Origin of the sequence: Nanhaiella sioensis, assembly GCF_046557775.1 — a bacterium.
Lineage (GTDB): Bacteria > Bacillota > Bacilli > Bacillales > SM2101 > Nanhaiella > Nanhaiella sioensis.
Genome location: NZ_JBKAEG010000001.1, coordinates 1,372,384 through 1,390,408 on the forward strand (window position 1 = coordinate 1,372,384; position 18,025 = coordinate 1,390,408).

Annotated in this window: 12 protein-coding genes; 3 read left to right on the forward strand and 9 right to left on the reverse strand. The window is 36.4% G+C overall.

Translation table 11 applies throughout. From position 1 onward, the window contains the following. Positions 1-189: 189 nt before the first annotated feature. The 3 genes from V1503_RS06420 (at position 190) to V1503_RS06430 (ending at position 7,911) form a co-directional block, all read left to right on the forward strand. Positions 190-1,485, forward strand: a complete 1,296-nt coding sequence (locus V1503_RS06420) for a glutamate-1-semialdehyde 2,1-aminomutase (RefSeq protein WP_410625664.1) — start codon at positions 190-192, stop codon at positions 1,483-1,485. Between the two features lie 496 nt (positions 1,486-1,981). Further along, positions 1,982-6,454: a glutamate synthase-related protein gene (locus V1503_RS06425; RefSeq protein ID WP_410625666.1), complete on the forward strand. Its 4,473-nt coding sequence runs from the start codon at positions 1,982-1,984 to the stop codon at positions 6,452-6,454. Positions 6,455-6,825: 371 nt separating this feature from the next. Further along, entirely contained in the window at positions 6,826-7,911 is a 1,086-nt protein-coding gene (locus tag V1503_RS06430; RefSeq protein WP_410625668.1) for an FUSC family protein, read from the forward strand. Positions 7,912-8,063: 152 nt separating this feature from the next. On the opposite strand, the gene nikC is transcribed toward V1503_RS06430, so the two are convergent. From nikC to fabL, 9 genes are all read right to left on the reverse strand, one after another. Then, on the reverse strand, positions 8,064-8,963 hold the full coding sequence (nikC, locus tag V1503_RS06435; protein ID WP_214480480.1) for a nickel transporter permease: 900 nt from the start codon (positions 8,961-8,963) through the stop codon (positions 8,064-8,066). A gap of 12 nt (positions 8,964-8,975) precedes the next feature. Continuing rightward, positions 8,976-9,986: an ABC transporter permease gene (locus V1503_RS06440; protein WP_320258987.1), complete on the reverse strand. Its 1,011-nt coding sequence runs from the start codon at positions 9,984-9,986 to the stop codon at positions 8,976-8,978. Between the two features lie 80 nt (positions 9,987-10,066). Next, positions 10,067-11,719 (reverse strand): ABC transporter substrate-binding protein, encoded by a 1,653-nt coding sequence (locus tag V1503_RS06445; RefSeq protein WP_410625672.1) that lies wholly within the window; start codon positions 11,717-11,719, stop codon positions 10,067-10,069. Between the two features lie 51 nt (positions 11,720-11,770). Further along, positions 11,771-12,739: an ABC transporter ATP-binding protein gene (locus tag V1503_RS06450; protein WP_320258989.1), complete on the reverse strand. Its 969-nt coding sequence runs from the start codon at positions 12,737-12,739 to the stop codon at positions 11,771-11,773. Continuing rightward, positions 12,714-13,730, reverse strand: coding sequence for an ABC transporter ATP-binding protein (locus V1503_RS06455; RefSeq protein WP_320258990.1), 1,017 nt, complete (start codon positions 13,728-13,730; stop codon positions 12,714-12,716). Before V1503_RS06455 ends, V1503_RS06450 begins: the two co-directional genes overlap by 26 nt. Before the next feature lie 335 nt (positions 13,731-14,065). Continuing rightward, complete coding sequence (locus tag V1503_RS06460) at positions 14,066-15,826, reverse strand: ABC transporter ATP-binding protein (protein WP_410625676.1); 1,761 nt, start codon at positions 15,824-15,826, stop codon at positions 14,066-14,068. A gap of 265 nt (positions 15,827-16,091) precedes the next feature. Continuing rightward, entirely contained in the window at positions 16,092-16,622 is a 531-nt protein-coding gene (gene ntdP / locus V1503_RS06465) for a nucleoside tri-diphosphate phosphatase (protein ID WP_214480486.1), read from the reverse strand. A 359-nt stretch (positions 16,623-16,981) separates the two neighbouring features. Beyond that, the gene (locus V1503_RS06470; RefSeq protein WP_214480487.1) at positions 16,982-17,188 is read right to left on the reverse strand and encodes a gamma-type small acid-soluble spore protein; all 207 of its coding nucleotides are present in this window, start codon (positions 17,186-17,188) and stop codon (positions 16,982-16,984) included. A 76-nt stretch (positions 17,189-17,264) separates the two neighbouring features. Then, the gene (fabL, locus tag V1503_RS06475; RefSeq protein ID WP_410625679.1) at positions 17,265-18,014 is read right to left on the reverse strand and encodes an enoyl-[acyl-carrier-protein] reductase FabL; all 750 of its coding nucleotides are present in this window, start codon (positions 18,012-18,014) and stop codon (positions 17,265-17,267) included. Positions 18,015-18,025: the final 11 nt, after the last annotated feature.

Genomic DNA, 18,025 nt, shown 5'->3' on the forward strand with positions numbered 1-18,025 from the left:
TGGAGCTAGACAACCAGAAAAGCGGAAGCGCTTTGTTCACCTTCGATAAGCAAGCGATCCATAAAAAATGAAGGTGTATTTTTCCTGGAATGAATGATCATGATGAACCGAAGAATTATGCACTGAACTGAAGCTTAACCAATTGAAAAGCATAACGCGAGTATATTTTAACTATTATGGAGGTTAGTTATGAATTTTACTAAATCTAAACAATTACATAATGAAGCTTTACAACACATTCTTGGGGGTGTGAATAGTCCTTCTCGTTCTTACAAAGCTGTGGGGGGAGGATCACCTGTAACTATGGAGAAGGCGAATGGAGCCTACTTTTGGGATGTTGATGGTAATAAATATATTGACTACTTAGCTGCATACGGTCCCATTATTACAGGTCATGCCCATCCACATATTACTGAAGCAATAAAAACAGCTGCAGAAAATGGCGTATTGTATGGAACGCCGACACGACATGAAATTACTTTTGCAAAGATGCTAAAAGAAGCTATGCCATCATTAGAGAAAGTTCGATTCGTTAATTCTGGGACCGAGGCAGTGATGACCACCATTAGAGTAGCACGTGCTTATACAAAACGTGATAAAATTATAAAATTCGCAGGCTGCTATCATGGTCATTCTGATCTAGTTCTCGTCGCTGCAGGTTCTGGACCGTCTACACTAGGAACACCAGATTCTGCAGGTGTTCCAAAAAGTATAGCTCAAGAAGTCATTACTGTACCATTTAATGACATAATACCATTTAAAGAAGCACTTCAAAAATGGGGAGATCAAATAGCAGCAGTACTAGTAGAGCCAATAGTAGGGAATTTTGGAATAGTAGAACCTAAACCTGGCTTTTTACAACAAGTGAATGAGTTAACACATGCAGCTGGAAGTCTTGTCATTTATGATGAAGTTATTACAGCATTTCGATTCATGTACGGAGGTGCTCAAGACTTACTAAACGTAAAACCAGATTTAACTGCATTAGGAAAAATTATCGGGGGAGGCTTGCCTATTGGAGCATACGGTGGCAGAGCTGAAATTATGGAGCAAGTTGCACCACTCGGTCCAGCGTATCAAGCGGGAACAATGGCTGGGAACCCCGCATCAATTTTATCTGGCATTGCCTGCCTAGAAGTATTACAACAAAACAATGTATATGAAAAGCTAGATAACTTGGGAGCGATGCTAGAAGAGGGTATTTTGACTCACGCAAAAGCCTATGAAATACCTATATCTATAAACCGACTTAAAGGTGCCCTAACTGTTTATTTTACGAACGAAACCATTGAAAACTATGAACAAGCTGAAAAGACAAACGGCGATACTTTTGCTAAATTTTTCAAGCTTATGCTTGCTCAAGGCATAAACCTTGCTCCTTCCAAGTATGAAGCATGGTTCATTACAATAGCTCATACAGAAGAAGACATTCGTACGACAATAAAGGCTGTGGAGACTGCATTTAAACAATTGAAAAATGCATAATTATACATTTCAAACAAACACTATTTTATAGTAAATGATAGTGTTTGTTTGAAACACATACATGAAAACGCTTACACATCAATGTTGTTGTTTTATGTAAAATTGATTGACTATTCAGTATTATGTATATTATATAAACAATTATGAATAAATAATTGATTTTTCCTACAGAACATGTTAGAATAGGTTTTAAATTCTGTAATTTTCCCTTCAAATATTAGTATTCTTATATACTTTTAATTGAATTGTTCGTTCTAGAGGTAAAGACCTCACTTCCACAGGTGAGAGCTTCTTAACAGGTGTAGTAAGTAGTGTCTGTCCTCATTACCCAACACTAACTCATTGCTTAAGACGATTCACCCAAATTTGATTCCTCGTAACCTTATCCAATATGTTTTATAGATCATTCTAAATAGGAGGTGAACGGCTAGAAAGTGGGTACAACTGTGATCAAAATTAACTTTAACATACCATATCCTACTTCAAAGCCGCTTGTATGAAAAACAACTGGAGCCCAAGCTTATTCGAAGATTATCAACACGCTGAGCATGATGCTTGTGGAATTGTATCAGCTATTGAAAAGGAAAAAATCCCTACAAAAGCCAATATCGACACATGTATCAATGCTCTCGTTACTATGAACCACCGTGCTGGATTTATTAACGGTGAAGGTGATGGTGTTGGAATTCATATAGATATTCCAAAAGCTCTTTGGGAAGAAAAGTTAACAAAAATAAATCAAGATCCACAACTCGCTAGTCGACATGATTTCATCGTTGGTCATCTTTTCATTACTAAATCTGATAACACGCAAAAAATAAAAGATAGCATTAAACATCTCTTCCAAGAACATGAATTGACAATTGTATTTGAATCAGATCAAGTTACTTCATCTAAAGCCTTAGGTCCTATCGCCTCACAACAAGATCCGATCTTTTGGCAAATAGCCTTATTACCAGAAGACGCAAATAATAACTTAGCTAATACTCTTTTTGACTTAACAGTTAACATTGAGCAAGATGAAAATGTTCATGTTGCATCACTAAGTAATTACCATGCTGTTTATAAAGTCATGGGTGCTGGAGATATTTTACCAAAATACTACGATGATTTAGCCAATCCATTAGTGGCGTCTACTATGACATTAGGTCATAACCGTTATTCAACGAATACACTGTCCAACTTTTTTAGAGTACAACCTTTTAGTGTATTAGGGCATAACGGAGAAATTAATACAATTGCTAAACTTCGTGATGAAGCAACAATGATTGGGGTTCCTTTAACGGATGGTGGGAGCGATTCACAAGATTTAAATCGTACAATAGAAACATTCATAGCTAGAGATGGCTATAGTTTGTTTGAGGCAGTAGATGTGTTATTTCCACCAATTATTAATGAAATAAAAACATTCCCTAACCATCTTCAAGATTTGTATACTTACATTCGAGAAGCTTGGGGACATTTCGCTCAGGGGCCTGCGGGAATTATTTCTAGATATAATGACGAAGCTGTTTTTAGTGTCGATTCACTAGGATTACGCCCATTATGGCAAGTAGAAACTGAAACTAGTTATCTTTTTGCTTCTGAACAGGGCATCATTCCTGCAAGTGAATTTGTTGCTGAACCGAAACCACTTTCTCCGGGTGAAAAAGTCGGCTTAAAATGGGGAGAAGACAATTATATAAAACTATATGAATATGATAAGTACCAAGAAGAGGTATACAATAGATTTAATAGTAGATGCGACATTACAAATTATAGAGAACGTTTAACTTATCCATCGTACGAAAAACAAGTAATGATCTCTAACGAAACTAAAGTTCATAACCGTCAATATGCTGCATTTGGTTGGGATAGAGAGCATATTCAACTGCTTGAACAAATGGCGGAAAAAGGGGCGGAACCGATTCGTTCTCTAGGCCACGATGCACCTCTTGCAGCAATTAATAGCTCTAGAAAAAATATTGCAGATTTTATTAAGGAAAGTGTCGCTGTTGTAACAAACCCAGCAATAGATCGTGATAGAGAAACTGAACATTTTTCAACTAGAACCATTGTCGGCAAAAGGCCATCTCTATTTGATAACAGCGAGGATAGTTATGCTGTTGAACTTATATCTCCAATTCTTTTAGAAGGTGGCATTGGAAATGCATGTGCTAATGACCTAAGTCAACCATCTTACGATCAATTAGTGCAAACATTCAGCAATCATAAACTTACCCATTTTCTACCAGCTATTTATGAGGAACATGAAACGATTCCAACCGCGTTAAATCGTCTTGTAGAAGAGGCATGTGAAGCTGTAAATAACGGAAAAGCTATCATTATTATCGACGATGCACAAGCACATAGTGACGGGAAATTATGGATTGATCCTTTGCTCATTACTTCTGCAATAGATCAAGCTTTAGTTAAGAAACAATTACGACGACATTGTTCTGTACTATTACGCTCTGGGGCGATCCGATCATTACATGATATTATAGTAGCTTATGGACTTGGAGCTAATGTTATTAGTCCGTATTTATTATTTGCTACTGTTGCTGATGACACAACTATGAAAACCCAAAACCTATTTAATTCATTAAATAAAGGTTTAGAAAAGGTAATATCTACGATCGGCATACACGAGCTCCGTGGATATGGCAGGCTCTTCTCAGCGATTGGATTACATGATGAAGTGGCAAGTACATTAAACGTTGTAAACTTTTTCGGATCAAACGAATTGAAACATAATTTTGCATCTCTTAAAAATGATGCAATTACAAGAGCACAAGATTTTGAAAACGAAAGCGCGCGTCCTGGAAAAACTTTTCATTTGTTCCCACGTTTATGGAAAGCCATTAGCGATGTTGCAAAGACAGGTTCATATGATTTATACCGAGAAAAACTTTCTGAACAAGAAGGAGCTAACCCAACGACAATACGTCATTTAACAGAATTGAAGCAGACGGAAAAACAAGTACCTGCTGAAAAAGTTGACATTAGTGTAGCAAATCATGATCTACCATTTGTCATCGCATCAATGTCATTCGGATCACAAAATGAAATTGCTTTTAGAGCTTATGCAGAAGCAGCCAATCGTTTAAATATGGTCAGCCTTAATGGTGAGGGTGGAGAAATTAAAGATATGCTAGGAAAATACCCTCATACTCGTGGGCAGCAAGTAGCATCTGGACGATTTGGAGTAAACGCTGAGCTGTTAAACTCATCGAATTTATTAGAAATTAAGATAGGTCAAGGTGCTAAGCCTGGTGAAGGTGGACATCTTCCTGGATCAAAAGTAACTGCAAAAATTGCAGAAGCACGAAACGCGACGATTGGTTCTGATTTAATATCGCCGTCTAATAATCATGATATATATTCTATTGAAGATTTAGCACAAATGATTTCAGAACTGAAAACCGCTAATGACCAAGCAAAAGTTATAGTGAAAGTACCTGTTGTCCCTAATATCGGAACGATTGCAGTTGGCATAGCAAAGGCTGGAGCAGATATTATAACACTTAGCGGTTTTGATGGTGGTACGGGTGCTGCAAGAATTCATGCTTTACAACACGTAGGCCTTCCTGTAGAGATTGGTGTAAAGGCCGCACATAACGCATTATTAGAAGCTGGTTTACGAAACAAAGTTGAACTTTGGGCTGACGGTGGTATAAAGAGCGCAAAAGACTGTTTGAAAATAATGCTACTCGGCGCAAACAGAATTGGTTTTGGAACCCTATCTATGATTGCGATTGGATGTACGACATGTAGAGGATGTCATCTAGATTCTTGTCACGTTGGAATTGCGACGCAAATCGAATCAGAAGCTCAGGCGAAAGAGCATGGACTCCGCAGATTCGTTCCTAGACAATTTGATGCTGCAGTACAAGGACTTGAAAATTTATTTACTGCTTTTGGCAAGGAACTGAAAGCTCTAACCGCTTCATTAGGCATGACTAATTTACAAGATATTGTAGGTAGATCTGATTTACTTGAACAGGTTCACGGGATTGATGCAATGGACCTATCACGCTTATTATCAACACTTGATGTTGAACAATTTTCTTATCGAGATACAACAGTTGAAAAAACAGAAAAGCAATTAGCTACAGCTGTAGGTGCAGAGTATTTAGATGACAAAGTAGAAGACTTACATCGTTCTCGAGAATTTACGACCGTAACGGCAGAACAACGCATTCTTGGAAGTCGCGTGTCATGTCACCGTGTACGTGGACGTCTCGATGGCTCATATGAACAACTTCCAGATGTAACATTAAAATATAAAAACGGATCCATCCCTGGAAATGGTTTAGGTGCATATAACAGCAGCGGTATTAATATCCAAGTTGATGGTGGCGCACAGGACGGCATTGGAAAAACTTCCTTTGGTGGTAATATCTCAATCCTAAAATCTAAAGGAAAAGATGGAAAATACTATAATGGTGCTGTTGGAAAGGGCTTCGGTTATGGAGCACAAAAAGGCTTACTCATTGCCCAAGGTAATGCGGATGCTCGTGCAGGAATTCGTTTATCTGGTGCAGATATGATCATTGGCGGAAAAGTAACAACGCCTATTTCAGATAAAGAGCATGGCAATATAGGTGTTCATGCAAATATTAAAGGATTTGCTTTTGAATATATGACTAACGGTCGCGGACTCGTCTTAGGTGATCCAGGCCCTTGGATTTGTGCGGGTATGACCGGTGGAGTAGTTTATTTAAGACATCAGCCTGAAATGGGCCTTACGAAAGAAGCTATTATGAAAAGAATTGCAAAAGGCGCCAAAGTTTCTATAGAACCATTAAGTAGTAAAGGCATTGATGATGTCAAAGAGCTACTTAACAAATATATTGAAGCACTTAGTGAAACTGATCAGTCTGATGAAATACAGGAATTAAATGTATTACTTGAAGATCTTGAAAATAACTTTTTACAATTGATTCCATCAAAAGAACAAGCTGACCCTTCAGTATCAACTGAATAATAAAATCATTTAGTTCTGGAATTCATTAAGTAAAAACAAGTTTTCAAAACCTAATTTAAGCCCCGCATTCTTTAAAATGTACCCTATAGAGTAGACACTTTAAAAAAGTCTCCTTATAGGGTACATTTTTGTATAACAGAGAAACACAAACTTATACAATGTTTACCCACCTTTTCTCACTATACTAATGTTCACCTTTACAAATAATTAAAATCGATTGACACATTCTATCTCTTGCCAATAAATCATAATCATTGTATAGTACATTATTATTTACATTTTGCTAGGCTTAGTAAAAACAAGTATAGATTATTAGAAATCTGTTGTACGTTATTTTTTTACTTAGCCTAAATGAAAGGACATTTTAAAAAATGAAACTCGGTGCCCGAATGTTAAAAACGGGAATTGCAATAGCTCTTGCATTATTTTTGGCTCATATGTTGAACCTGCCTTCCCCTGTGTTTGCTGGGATTTCAGCTGTTTTTGCAATACAGCCTTCAATATATCGGTCATATTTATCTATCATTGAACAAGCTCAAGCAAATATTATAGGGGCAATTTTTGCTGTGATCTTCGTACTGATTTTTGGTAACGACCCTTTTATTATTGGATTAACTGCCATTATCGTAATTGCTATTAATTTAAAGCTTAACCTAGAAAAAACAATTTCTATATCATTGGTTACAGTTATCGCTATTATGGCAAGTCCAACTGACAACTTTATTCAATTTTCATTCATACGATTTTCGACAATTATGCTAGGAATACTATCAGCTTTTTTCGTAAATTTAATTTTTTTACCACCTAAATATGAAACAAAGCTTTACTATAATATAGTTGAAAATACTAATGAAATTATAAAATGGATCCGAATGAGTACAAGAAATGCCTCTGAACATGGGTTCTTAAAAAACGATATAAATAAACTAAAAGATAATATGATAAAGCTTGATCAAATGTATTTATTATATAAAGAAGAAAGAATCTACTTGAGAAAACATAAATATGTAAAAACAAGGAAACTTGTACTATTTAGGCAAATGATTATCGTAACAAATCGGTCGCTTGACACATTAAAGCTATTACACCGACTAGAAAATGAGTTACGCCATATGCCAAAAGAATTTCAATCTATGATTATATCTGAACTCGATTGCTTATTAGGTTTTCATGAACAGATTCTATTAAAATTTATCGGAAAAATAAAGAGTCAACCAACTGAGGATGCAAAAAAGGAAGCACACAACGGAAGATATTTTCTGTTACAATCATTTATTAAAGATTTCAATGCACAAAATATTAATGATCATTTAAATCATTATCAAGTGTTACCTTTAATTGGTGTAATTATTGACTATTATGAACAACTACTGCACCTTGATCATCTCATTGATAGTTTCCAACAATATCATAAGGATGAGAATGAATTTCAAATTGCTAATAAAGAGGATATGTAAGAACTGTGCAAAACAACTGGGGTGTATCGGAAGCATATACTAGTTGACCGGAAAATTGCCTTATTACCTCCTTGGCTACTTTCTTTACGACCTTACCTTTAGTAATCATCCCTTATTAATAAAAAACAGCTAACAAATGAGGTTAGCTGTTTTTACGTTTTCATTTTTGGATCTAAAGCGTCCCGAAGACCATCGCCCATTAAATTGAACCCTAATACAGTAAGCATAATGGCAAGTCCAGGGAATATCATCGTCCATGGGGCTTGTATTAAATAATTTTTTGAATCTGCAAGCATTTTCCCCCATTCTGGTTCAGGAGGTTGAGCACCTAGCCCTAAAAACCCTAGTGCTGCTGCTTCAATAATTGCTGTGGCAACAGCAAGTGTTCCTTGAACGATAATTGGAGCCATACTATTTGGCAAAATATGATGTAATAGTATTCTCGAGTCACTCATGCCAATAGCCTTTGAAGCTACGATATACTCTTCCTGTTTTACACTAAGTACTTTTGAGCGAATTAATCGGCCAAATATAGGTATATTGATGACCGCAATTGCAATTAATGCATTCCTAAGTGATGGACCTAATACAGCAACGATTCCAATCGCTAGTAGCATACTTGGAAAAGCAAGCATAATGTCAAATATTCTTGAAATAATAACATCTACCCAACGACCATAGTATCCAGCGATAACACCTAGTAATGTACCAACTACAACAGAACCTAATACAGCAAAGAAACCTACGGTTAATGAGATTCTAGCTCCAAAAATAATGCGGGAAAAGATATCTCTGCCAAAGTCATCAGTACCTAACCAATGCTCACTAGATGGTGGCTGCAAACGGTTAACAATGTTTTGTTCAGCATAATCATACGGTGCGATGTAAGGTGCGATTAATGCCACAATAACAAAGAATAAAATGATAAACATACCCACTACCGCAAGTTTATTTTTCTTAAAGTTTTTCCATGCATCTCTCCATGGAGATGATATATCTTCTTTCGTATCTGTTTGTTTTAAAGGGGATTTCTCCCTCGCAAGTTCCGCCATTTTCCCCTCCTGTTACTTTGTGTCATACTTAATGCGTGGATCTATAGCTGAATATAAAAGATCAATAATTAAATTAATCAGCACAAAGATAGTAGCAACAATTAACATTCCAGATTGAACAACAGGATAGTCCCGAGCAAAAATTGCATCAACTATGTATCTTCCGATACCAGGCCAGCTAAAAATCGTCTCTGTTAAAATGGCTCCACCTAATAACAGTCCTGTTTGCAAACCAATAATTGTTAAAACTGGGATAACAGCATTTTTCAAGGAATGTTTATAAACGACCCAAAACATTCGTACTCCCTTTGCTCGCGCTGTACGAACATAATCAGAGCGCATAACTTCCAACATACTTGATCGTGTGATCCGAGCAATAATTGCCATCGGTATCGTTGCTAGTGCCAAGCTTGGCATAACAAGATGCTTAATAACATCTACAAATTGATCAGTTCTACCTTGTAGTAATGTATCTACGATAAATAAGTGCGTTATTGGTTCAACTGGGTCACGAACTGATTCTCTCCCAGTTGTCGGTAGCCATTCTAATTGCACTGCAAACACCCATTGCTCCATTAACCCAAGCCAAAATATTGGCATCGAAACGCCTATTAAGGCTAATAACATCGCAATATAGTCAAACCAAGAATTTTGAAACCAAGCACTAATAATTCCAGCATTAACACCAAGAATAATAGCAATAAGCATCGCAGCAAATGAAAGTTCAATAGTTGCTGCAAGATAAGGCCATATTTCCTCATTAATTGGTTGACTCGTCGTAATTGATTCCCCTAAGTCGCCAGTTAACAAATTACCTAAATAAGAAAAATATTGAATATACCATGGTTGATCTAAACCAAGCTTTATCGTTAGTGCTTCAATCGCTTCCTTCGTCGCAAGCTGACCTAATATAATTTGAGCTGGGTCGCCTGGAATCGCACGTAGCATTACAAAGACAATTAGCGACATACCTAACAAAACGGGTATGAGCATCAATATACGGCGAATGGTATATGATAGCAATATGTTCACCTCTTTCTTACAAACTAATCAATACAAATAGATAAGAAAGGAGAGCTTTTACACTCTCCTTCCAATAGTCGTTATTTAAAATCAACCTTCGTTAGTTTATCAGATCCAGTTGGATGTGGTAAAAACCCAGTAATATTTTCTTTACCTGCTAACATAGGTTTAGAATGAACGAGTGGAATCCAAGGTGCGTCATCTTTAATAATTTCTTGTGCTTGTTTATATAAGTCATTTCGGGTATCTTCATCAGCTGTCGTTTGTGCCTCTTTTAACAGCTCATTTACTTCAGCATTATCGTAGTATGAATAGTTATTACTTCCGATGCTACCTCCACTTAATAATACATTTAAGAAGTTATCAGCATCTCCGTTATCACCAGTCCATCCTAATAAGAATGTATCTGCTTCCCCTAAACGAGCTTTATCTAAATAAGTACCCCAATCAAAAGTAACAATCTCAGCTTTCACACCAATTTTTGCAAATTCTGCTTGTAATACTTCAGCAACCTTTTGTCCTTCTGGCATATATGGTCTTGGTACTGGCATTGCCCATAATTCCATTTCAAAGCCATCAGGGTATCCTGCTTCTGCAAGTAATTCTTTAGCTCTGTCTAAATCGTATGGATAATCTTCAATGTCATCATTATAACCTGAAATACTAGGAGGCATTGGGTTTTTCGCTGGTTCTGCTTGGCCAGCATAAAATGCTCCAATCAATGCTTCTTTATCAACAGCATGATTTAATGCTTGTCGAACGAGTTTCTCTTGTAATGGCCCTCTCGTACTCGTTAAACCTAAGTAGCCAACGTTCATTGAAGGACGTTCAAACACTTGTAAATCTCCATTATTTGCAGCTAAGTCCACATCTGAAGGATTTATTCCGTCCATTAAATCGATTTCACCGCTTTGTAATGCATTAAATCTTGCAGCATTATCAGGAATTGCCAGGAATGTAACTTTATCTAATAATGGGTAGTTCGCTAACCAATAATCTGTATTTTTTTCAAGAACGATACGCTCATCACGCTTCCATTCTTTAAAGACAAATGGACCTGTACCTACAGGGTTTTCTGTGAAGTTGTCACCAAACTCTTCAATTGCTGAAGGACTTGCAATACTAAATGGTGTCATTGCTAAGTTCTTCAAGAATGGTGACTGTGGTACAGTTAATGTAAATTTCACTGTATATTCGTCTTCAGCTACTACTTCACTAATGACGTGACCTTCTTCACCTGCGAAGCCACCGAACATTGAGCCGTAGTAGTAGAATGCATCTTTGCTTCCATTTGCCCAGCGCTCAAAGTTATATACAACAGCATCAGCATTAAAATCAGTACCATCATGGAATTTAACACCTTGTTGTAGCATAAACGTATAAACTAAACCATCATCAGATATATTCCAATCTTCAGCTAATGAAGGGTTTATAGTTGTATCTTGATCACCATATTCTACTAACGTATCATAAATATTTTTTGCAACCTTCATAGATTCGCCATCTGTAACGATTGCAGGATCTAAGTCTACTGAGTCACCACCACGTCCGAAGACAAGCTCTTTTGGCTTTGCTTCCTCTTCAGGCTCTGTAGCTTCTTCTTCTGTTTGCTCTTGCTCTGTCTCTTCTACGTCTTCACCTGAGCTCGTATCTTCTGATTTACCACAGGCAGCAACGACAAGTGACAGCATAAGTATAAATATGAATGTCATAAATAGATTTTTTCTCTTCATTCCCCACTTTTCCCCCTTGTAATAATTGTTATTTATCATCAATACTGCTCACTATTCAAATAAATGGCAAGCAACATAATGACCCGTTTCAACTTCCTTTAACTCAGGTCTTTTTGACTTACAAATATCCATGCATTCACTACACCTCGTGTGAAAAGCACATCCTTTAGGAGGATTTGATGGACTCGGTATATCGCCTGACAACACCTCTGTTTCCATTTGGAAATCAGGGTCAGGTATTGGCACAGCAGATAGTAAAGCTTTCGTGTAAGGGTGTAGTGTATTATTGTAAAGTTCTTCACTATCTGCTAACTCTACTAATCTACCTAGATACATTACACCAACACGATCGCTAATATGCCTGACAACACCTAGATCATGGGCAATAAATAAATATGTTAAGTCAAACTCCTTTTGTAAATCTTCAAGAAGATTAAGTACTTGCGATTGAATAGATACATCAAGTGCAGATACTGGCTCATCAGCAATGATAAGCTTTGGTTTTGTCATTAGTGCTCTCGCAATACCAATTCTTTGACGTTGACCTCCACTAAATTGATGTGGATAACGCTTCGCATGATAGCTGCTTAGTCCAACTACTTCAAGCATTTCTTGTACTCTTTTTTTCCGTTCCTCTTTCGTTCCGATACCGTGAACAATCAGTGGTTCTTCTAGTATTTTTTCCACAGTATGACGTGGATTTAGCGATGCAAATGGATCTTGAAATACCATTTGCATGTCGCGCCTTATTTTTCTTAAATCATTTTTTGAAAGGCTTGTGATGTCTTTATTCTCAAATAACACTTGGCCTTCAGTCGGTTCTAATAGTCGAAGTATCGTTCTACCAGTTGTCGATTTCCCACAACCACTTTCACCAACTAAACCTAAGGTCTCTCCCTTTTTAACGTAAAAAGACACACCATCAACAGCTTTCACTTCACCTATCTTTTTATTTAACACTCCTCCATTAATCGGAAAGTGCTTCGTTAATTCTTTAACTTGTAGTAACTGTTCTGTCATAGCTGTCTACCTCCTTTTCATCATGTAAAAAGCAACGTACTCGGTGCCCAATTTCATCTGATTGATAGAGTGGAGGTGTTTCTGTGAAGCAACGTTCCATTGCATGAGAACATCGTTCAGCAAAACGACAGCCTTGATTAATAGAGCCTGGTTTAGGAACATTGCCCGGTATTGAATAAAGACGTTCTGCTTTATGACGAATATCAGGAACAGATTTGATTAATCCAACAGTATATGGATGTTTAGGATTTTTGAAAATTGTTTTAACGTCGCCTTCTTCTACAATCTTACCTGCATACATAACAACAACCCGCTCACAAACTTCCGCAACCACGCCCAAATCGTGGGTGATTAACATGACCGCAGTATTCATTTTTTTATTTAACTCTTTCATCAGTCGTAAAATTTGTGCTTGAATCGTAACATCAAGTGCAGTTGTAGGCTCATCAGCTATAAGAATTTTTGGATCACATAGCATCGCCATTGCTATCATTACCCTCTGCCTCATACCACCAGATAACTGATGAGGATATTCATTTATTAATTCTTCAGCCCGTGGGAGACCTACTAAATTTAATATTTCAATAGCACGCTGCCGTGCTTTTTTTCTATCTAAGTCAGTATGTATTCGTAATGCTTCTACTAATTGCTGCCCTATCGTGAATAGTGGATTAAGCGAGGTCATTGGCTCTTGAAAAATCATCGCTATATCATTTCCTCTAATATCACGCATTCTTTTTTCCGAAGACTTTGTTAAGTCTTCATCATTATATAAAATTTCACCTGCAACTATTTTCCCCGGAGGTTTTGGAATCAACCCCATTATCGATAGAGAGGTAACACTTTTTCCACAGCCGGATTCACCGACTATTCCTAACATTTCTCCCTCTTGAAGGTGAAAATCTATGTCGTCAACTGCAGGAATTTCTCCACTATCAGTAAAAAAGGACGTTCTTAACCCTTTCACTTCGAGAATTGGACGTTTTCGCAAAAAAATACCCCTCTCAAAACATATTATTAATTCAAAATTATTATACTAGTTAAAATAAATATATGTATCATTATGCCATTCATTTTATATTATTACAATACTAAATTTTCCGAATGTTTCACTTTCATCTTCCCCTTTAACGAGATAAAGTTGAGAAGCATTATTATACTTTTTTGTCCGTTTCACATTCTTTATTACATAAGAGTATGCCTTATAACTCTTTCATCACCCTACAATCATCGGTACTTTGTTACTTTTTTCCTAAATGAGAATGAATAAACTATAATTAACAGGCACTGAAGTAGACAACAAAAAAACATAGAACAACGTGTGTCCTATGCCATTTCTTCTTGATCAAGCTGTTGTACTGTAAACAATTGATAGTAGCTACCTTTTTTGTTCATTAATTCATGATGAGTACCTACCTCAACAATTTGACCATGTTCAATAACAACTATTTTATCTGCATGAGTAATAGTCGACAAACGGTGAGCAACGATAAACGTCGTTCTTTCCTTCGCAAGTTGTTCTAACGCCTCTTGTATAAGGTGCTCACTCTCCAAATCTAATGCAGAAGTTGCTTCGTCTAACACTAGTAGTGGCGGATTTTTTAGGAAGACACGTGCGATTGCAACTCTTTGCTTTTGTCCCCCTGATAGCTTAACTCCGCGTTCACCTACTTTTGTATCATAACCTTCAGATAAATTTAAAATAAACTCGTGGGCATTTGCTGCTTTTGCTGCTGCAATCACCTCTTCATCAGTAGCATCTGGCTTCCCTAATAATATATTCATTTTCACAGATTCACTAAATAAAATACTATCCTGCAATACCATCCCAATATGATTTCTTAATGAACGAACCTTGTAATCACGAATATCTACACCATCTAATTTAATTGAGCCTGATGTTATATCATAAAAGCGTGGAAGTAGACTTACAAGAGTCGATTTTCCACCACCACTCATCCCTACAAATGCAACCGTCTCACCTCTATTGACATGTAAAGAAAATTGATTAATGACAGGAGCTTCACTTTCACTATATTTAAAAGAGACAGAAGAAAAAGCTACTTCCCCTTTCACATCTTTACATTCTATTGCATCTCGGCGGTCGGTAATATCGTATTTCTCATCCATAAACTCAAATACACGGTCCATAGAGGCAAATGCTTGAGTAAGAGTCGTTGACGAATTAACTAATCTCCTTAACGGATTATATAAACGATCTATATACCCAACAAACGCAATCATCGTTCCGACTGAAAGACTTCCTTGAATGACTCCATAACCTGCATAGCTAATTACAATAAGTGGTGATATATCTGTAATTGTATTCACTATAGAAAATGCCTTTGCATTCCAACTTGTATGTTGTAATGCCTTTGTTAAAAAATGATTATTATGATGATCAAATTGCTTTTGTTCATAATCCTCAATAGCAAAACTTTTGATGACTGGCATTCCTTGAACACGTTCATGTAAATGTCCTTGAACTTGAGCCAATGCTTGTGAACGTTGTCGTGTTAATGAACGAAGACGCCCAAAAAAGAATTTGACAGATACCGCAAATAGTGGCAGTAAAATGATAGAAACAAGCGTTAGCTTCACATCCATTGTAAACATTATAATAATGGCTATAACAATGGTTCCCATATCGAGCCATAAATTCATTAAGCCGGTAATAACAAAGGATTTTGTTTGCTCCACATCATTAATCACTCGTGAAATTACTTCGCCAGCTCGAGTGTTCGCATAATATGATAGCCCTAGTTTTTGCATATGTTGATAAAGGTTGCTACGAATATCAAATAATACTTTACTAGCTGTCCATTGTGCGAAATATTGACGAAAATATTCAACCGGGGGACGAACAAGTACAAAAATAACAAACATTACCCCCATAATCATCGTTAGCTTTTCAGTTTTAGCGTCTGTTGTTAAATTTGGATTACCTATAACATCATCTATAATATATTTTAATAACAACGGAATAATTAAAGGTATAGAAAATTTAATAATGCCAATTAAGACTGTACCTATTACATGCCATTTATACGGTTTGACAAACCGTAAATATCTCGTAATATTATTCAAATAAACACCTCAAAATGGTGAACTTGTCTAAGCTACATAAAAATGATCAAGTGAAGATTTACTCAACTTGACCTCACTATCGTACATTTAATAAAGCTGTTCTATCTTATCAAGGAATAAATACAAATAATTCAAATGTTCGTGCATTTCTTGTCTAAAAACGATACCAACTGAAAAACTCATTTTTTGGTGTTCTCATTTAGTTATCATAGCCATAAAGTTTACGTAAAGAGGTATGATACAAATGAGAACTTTTATGTAAGAATTATCCCCGAAATGTTAAAAAACGCTCATACCACATGTCTATAAAATCAGGCGAAAAAGGACCTTTTCTTTGTCGAATCCAATGAACTAATTGTTCAACATTCATTTTCAAAATGCGATCAATTACTTCAGGGTAGTTCATTTGATTGCGGTGTTGCTCATATTCATCCTCATCTAAAAGTACATACGTCATATCTGGGAATACTTTTATATCCAGATCATAATCAATGTATTTTATAGCTTCCTTATCCCATACAAAAGGAGAGCTAATATTGCAATAGAAATATACCCCATCTTCCCTTAGCATACCTATCACATTAAACCAATGTTTGGCGTGGAAGTAGCAAATTGCTGGTTCTCTCGTTATCCATGTTCGACCATCAGATTCAATAACCATCGTCCGATCATTTCCACCTATAACCAAGTTTTTCGTCCCTTTTAAAACTGTGGTTTCTTCCCAAATTCGATGAATATGTCCATCATGTTTGTAGCTATGTATTTGTATTTTGTCTCCTTCCATGGGAAAACCCATCTTTCTCCCCTACTTTCATTGGACGCTTTGGAAACTATTGAACCTAAATTTTCTTCAAAATGTTACCAAAGAATTATTTCCTGTTTCTCTTATTATAACGGTTCAATTGAGAATTTAAAACAATTGAACTTAATAAAAGCTCTCATACTGTCAATTCCTCTCATAATAAGTCCAAATTCTATGGATAGGAGCAGGGTGTAATATGCTAAATTTCACATTCCTTTTTGAGTGAATAGCAAATTTACCCATAAGGGACGCATGAGTTTATAGAAATATGATTTATTCTTTTTTGATATTAAAAGCTATTCGATTAAAAAGGCACTTCTTATGCGTGAATAAGAAGTGCCTGTTGGTGATTCTTAGTATTGTTGGTTATTTTGGTTATTTTGGTTATTTTGATTTTTTTGCGCTTCTGCTTGTTGATTTTGTTGTTTCACTTCTTGAGCATTCGTTTCACCCGCAAATTCTGTTCCGTACTGTCCAGCTTGCGCGTTTTGTTGCTTTACCTGTTGAATATTCGTTCCAGAAGCTGTTTTGTTAGGCTGTTGATTTTGGTTTTTTGCCACTATTAATCACCTCCACGACATATAATGTAACCAGAAGGTGAAAGGACTATCCAAAAAAAATGATATTTTTCATATTCTAAACGAGCAATGATCTTCCTCCATCAACTATAATCGTTTGGCCACGTATCATCTGTGCATCATCAGACACTAAAAATAATACTGTTTTCACAATATCTTCTACTTCTACCATTCGACCAGCTGGTGTATGTTTACGGGCATCCTCTAACATGTCGTTTCTGTTAGGAAAATGCTTTAGTGCATCAGTGTCAACAGCCCCACCTGAAACTGCATTGACTATAATGTTTTTAGAAGATAATTCAACAGCTAAGTATCGTGTTAAAGCCTCTAAAGCAGCTTTCGACACTCCAACTGCTGTATAATTCTCCAAATATCTTATTGACCCTAATGAGCTAATGCTAACAATTTTTCCACCGCCATTTTTCTCCATCAGGTTGGCGGCTTGTTGAGCACAAAATAATAATGCTTTACTATTAATATCCATTGTCCAATCCCAATGAGACTCTTTTAGCTCCATGACAGGACGTTGCACACCTGATGCAGCATTATTTACGAATATATCAAGCCTGCCAAATGTGTCATCAATCGCACTGAACATGTCATTTATTTTTTCAATACTCCCTACATTAGCCTTTATAAGCAATGCTTTTCTGCCTAGAGATTCTATCTCCTTTGCTACTTCGAGAGCAGCACTTTTGCTTCGGTTATAATTAATTACAATATGATATCCTTTTCTCGCTAGCTCAAGTGCAATCGACTTGCCAATCCCTTTACTGCTTCCTGTAACGAGTGCTACTTTTTCTGCCAATTAAATCAAGC

Excerpts from the sequence above, each read along its gene's own strand:
- V1503_RS06430 (WP_410625668.1), top strand. The coding sequence starts at position 6,826 with ATGAAACTCGGTGCCCGAATGTTAAAAACGGGAATTGCAATAGCTCTT.
- V1503_RS06450 (WP_320258989.1), bottom strand. The coding sequence starts at position 12,739 with ATGACAGAACAGTTACTACAAGTTAAAGAATTAACGAAGCACTTTCCG.
- nikC (WP_214480480.1), bottom strand. The coding sequence starts at position 8,963 with ATGGCGGAACTTGCGAGGGAGAAATCCCCTTTAAAACAAACAGATACG.
- ntdP (WP_214480486.1), bottom strand. The coding sequence starts at position 16,622 with ATGGGTTTTCCCATGGAAGGAGACAAAATACAAATACATAGCTACAAA.
- V1503_RS06425 (WP_410625666.1), top strand. The coding sequence starts at position 1,982 with ATGAAAAACAACTGGAGCCCAAGCTTATTCGAAGATTATCAACACGCT.
- V1503_RS06420 (WP_410625664.1), top strand. The coding sequence starts at position 190 with ATGAATTTTACTAAATCTAAACAATTACATAATGAAGCTTTACAACAC.
- V1503_RS06445 (WP_410625672.1), bottom strand. The coding sequence starts at position 11,719 with ATGAAGAGAAAAAATCTATTTATGACATTCATATTTATACTTATGCTG.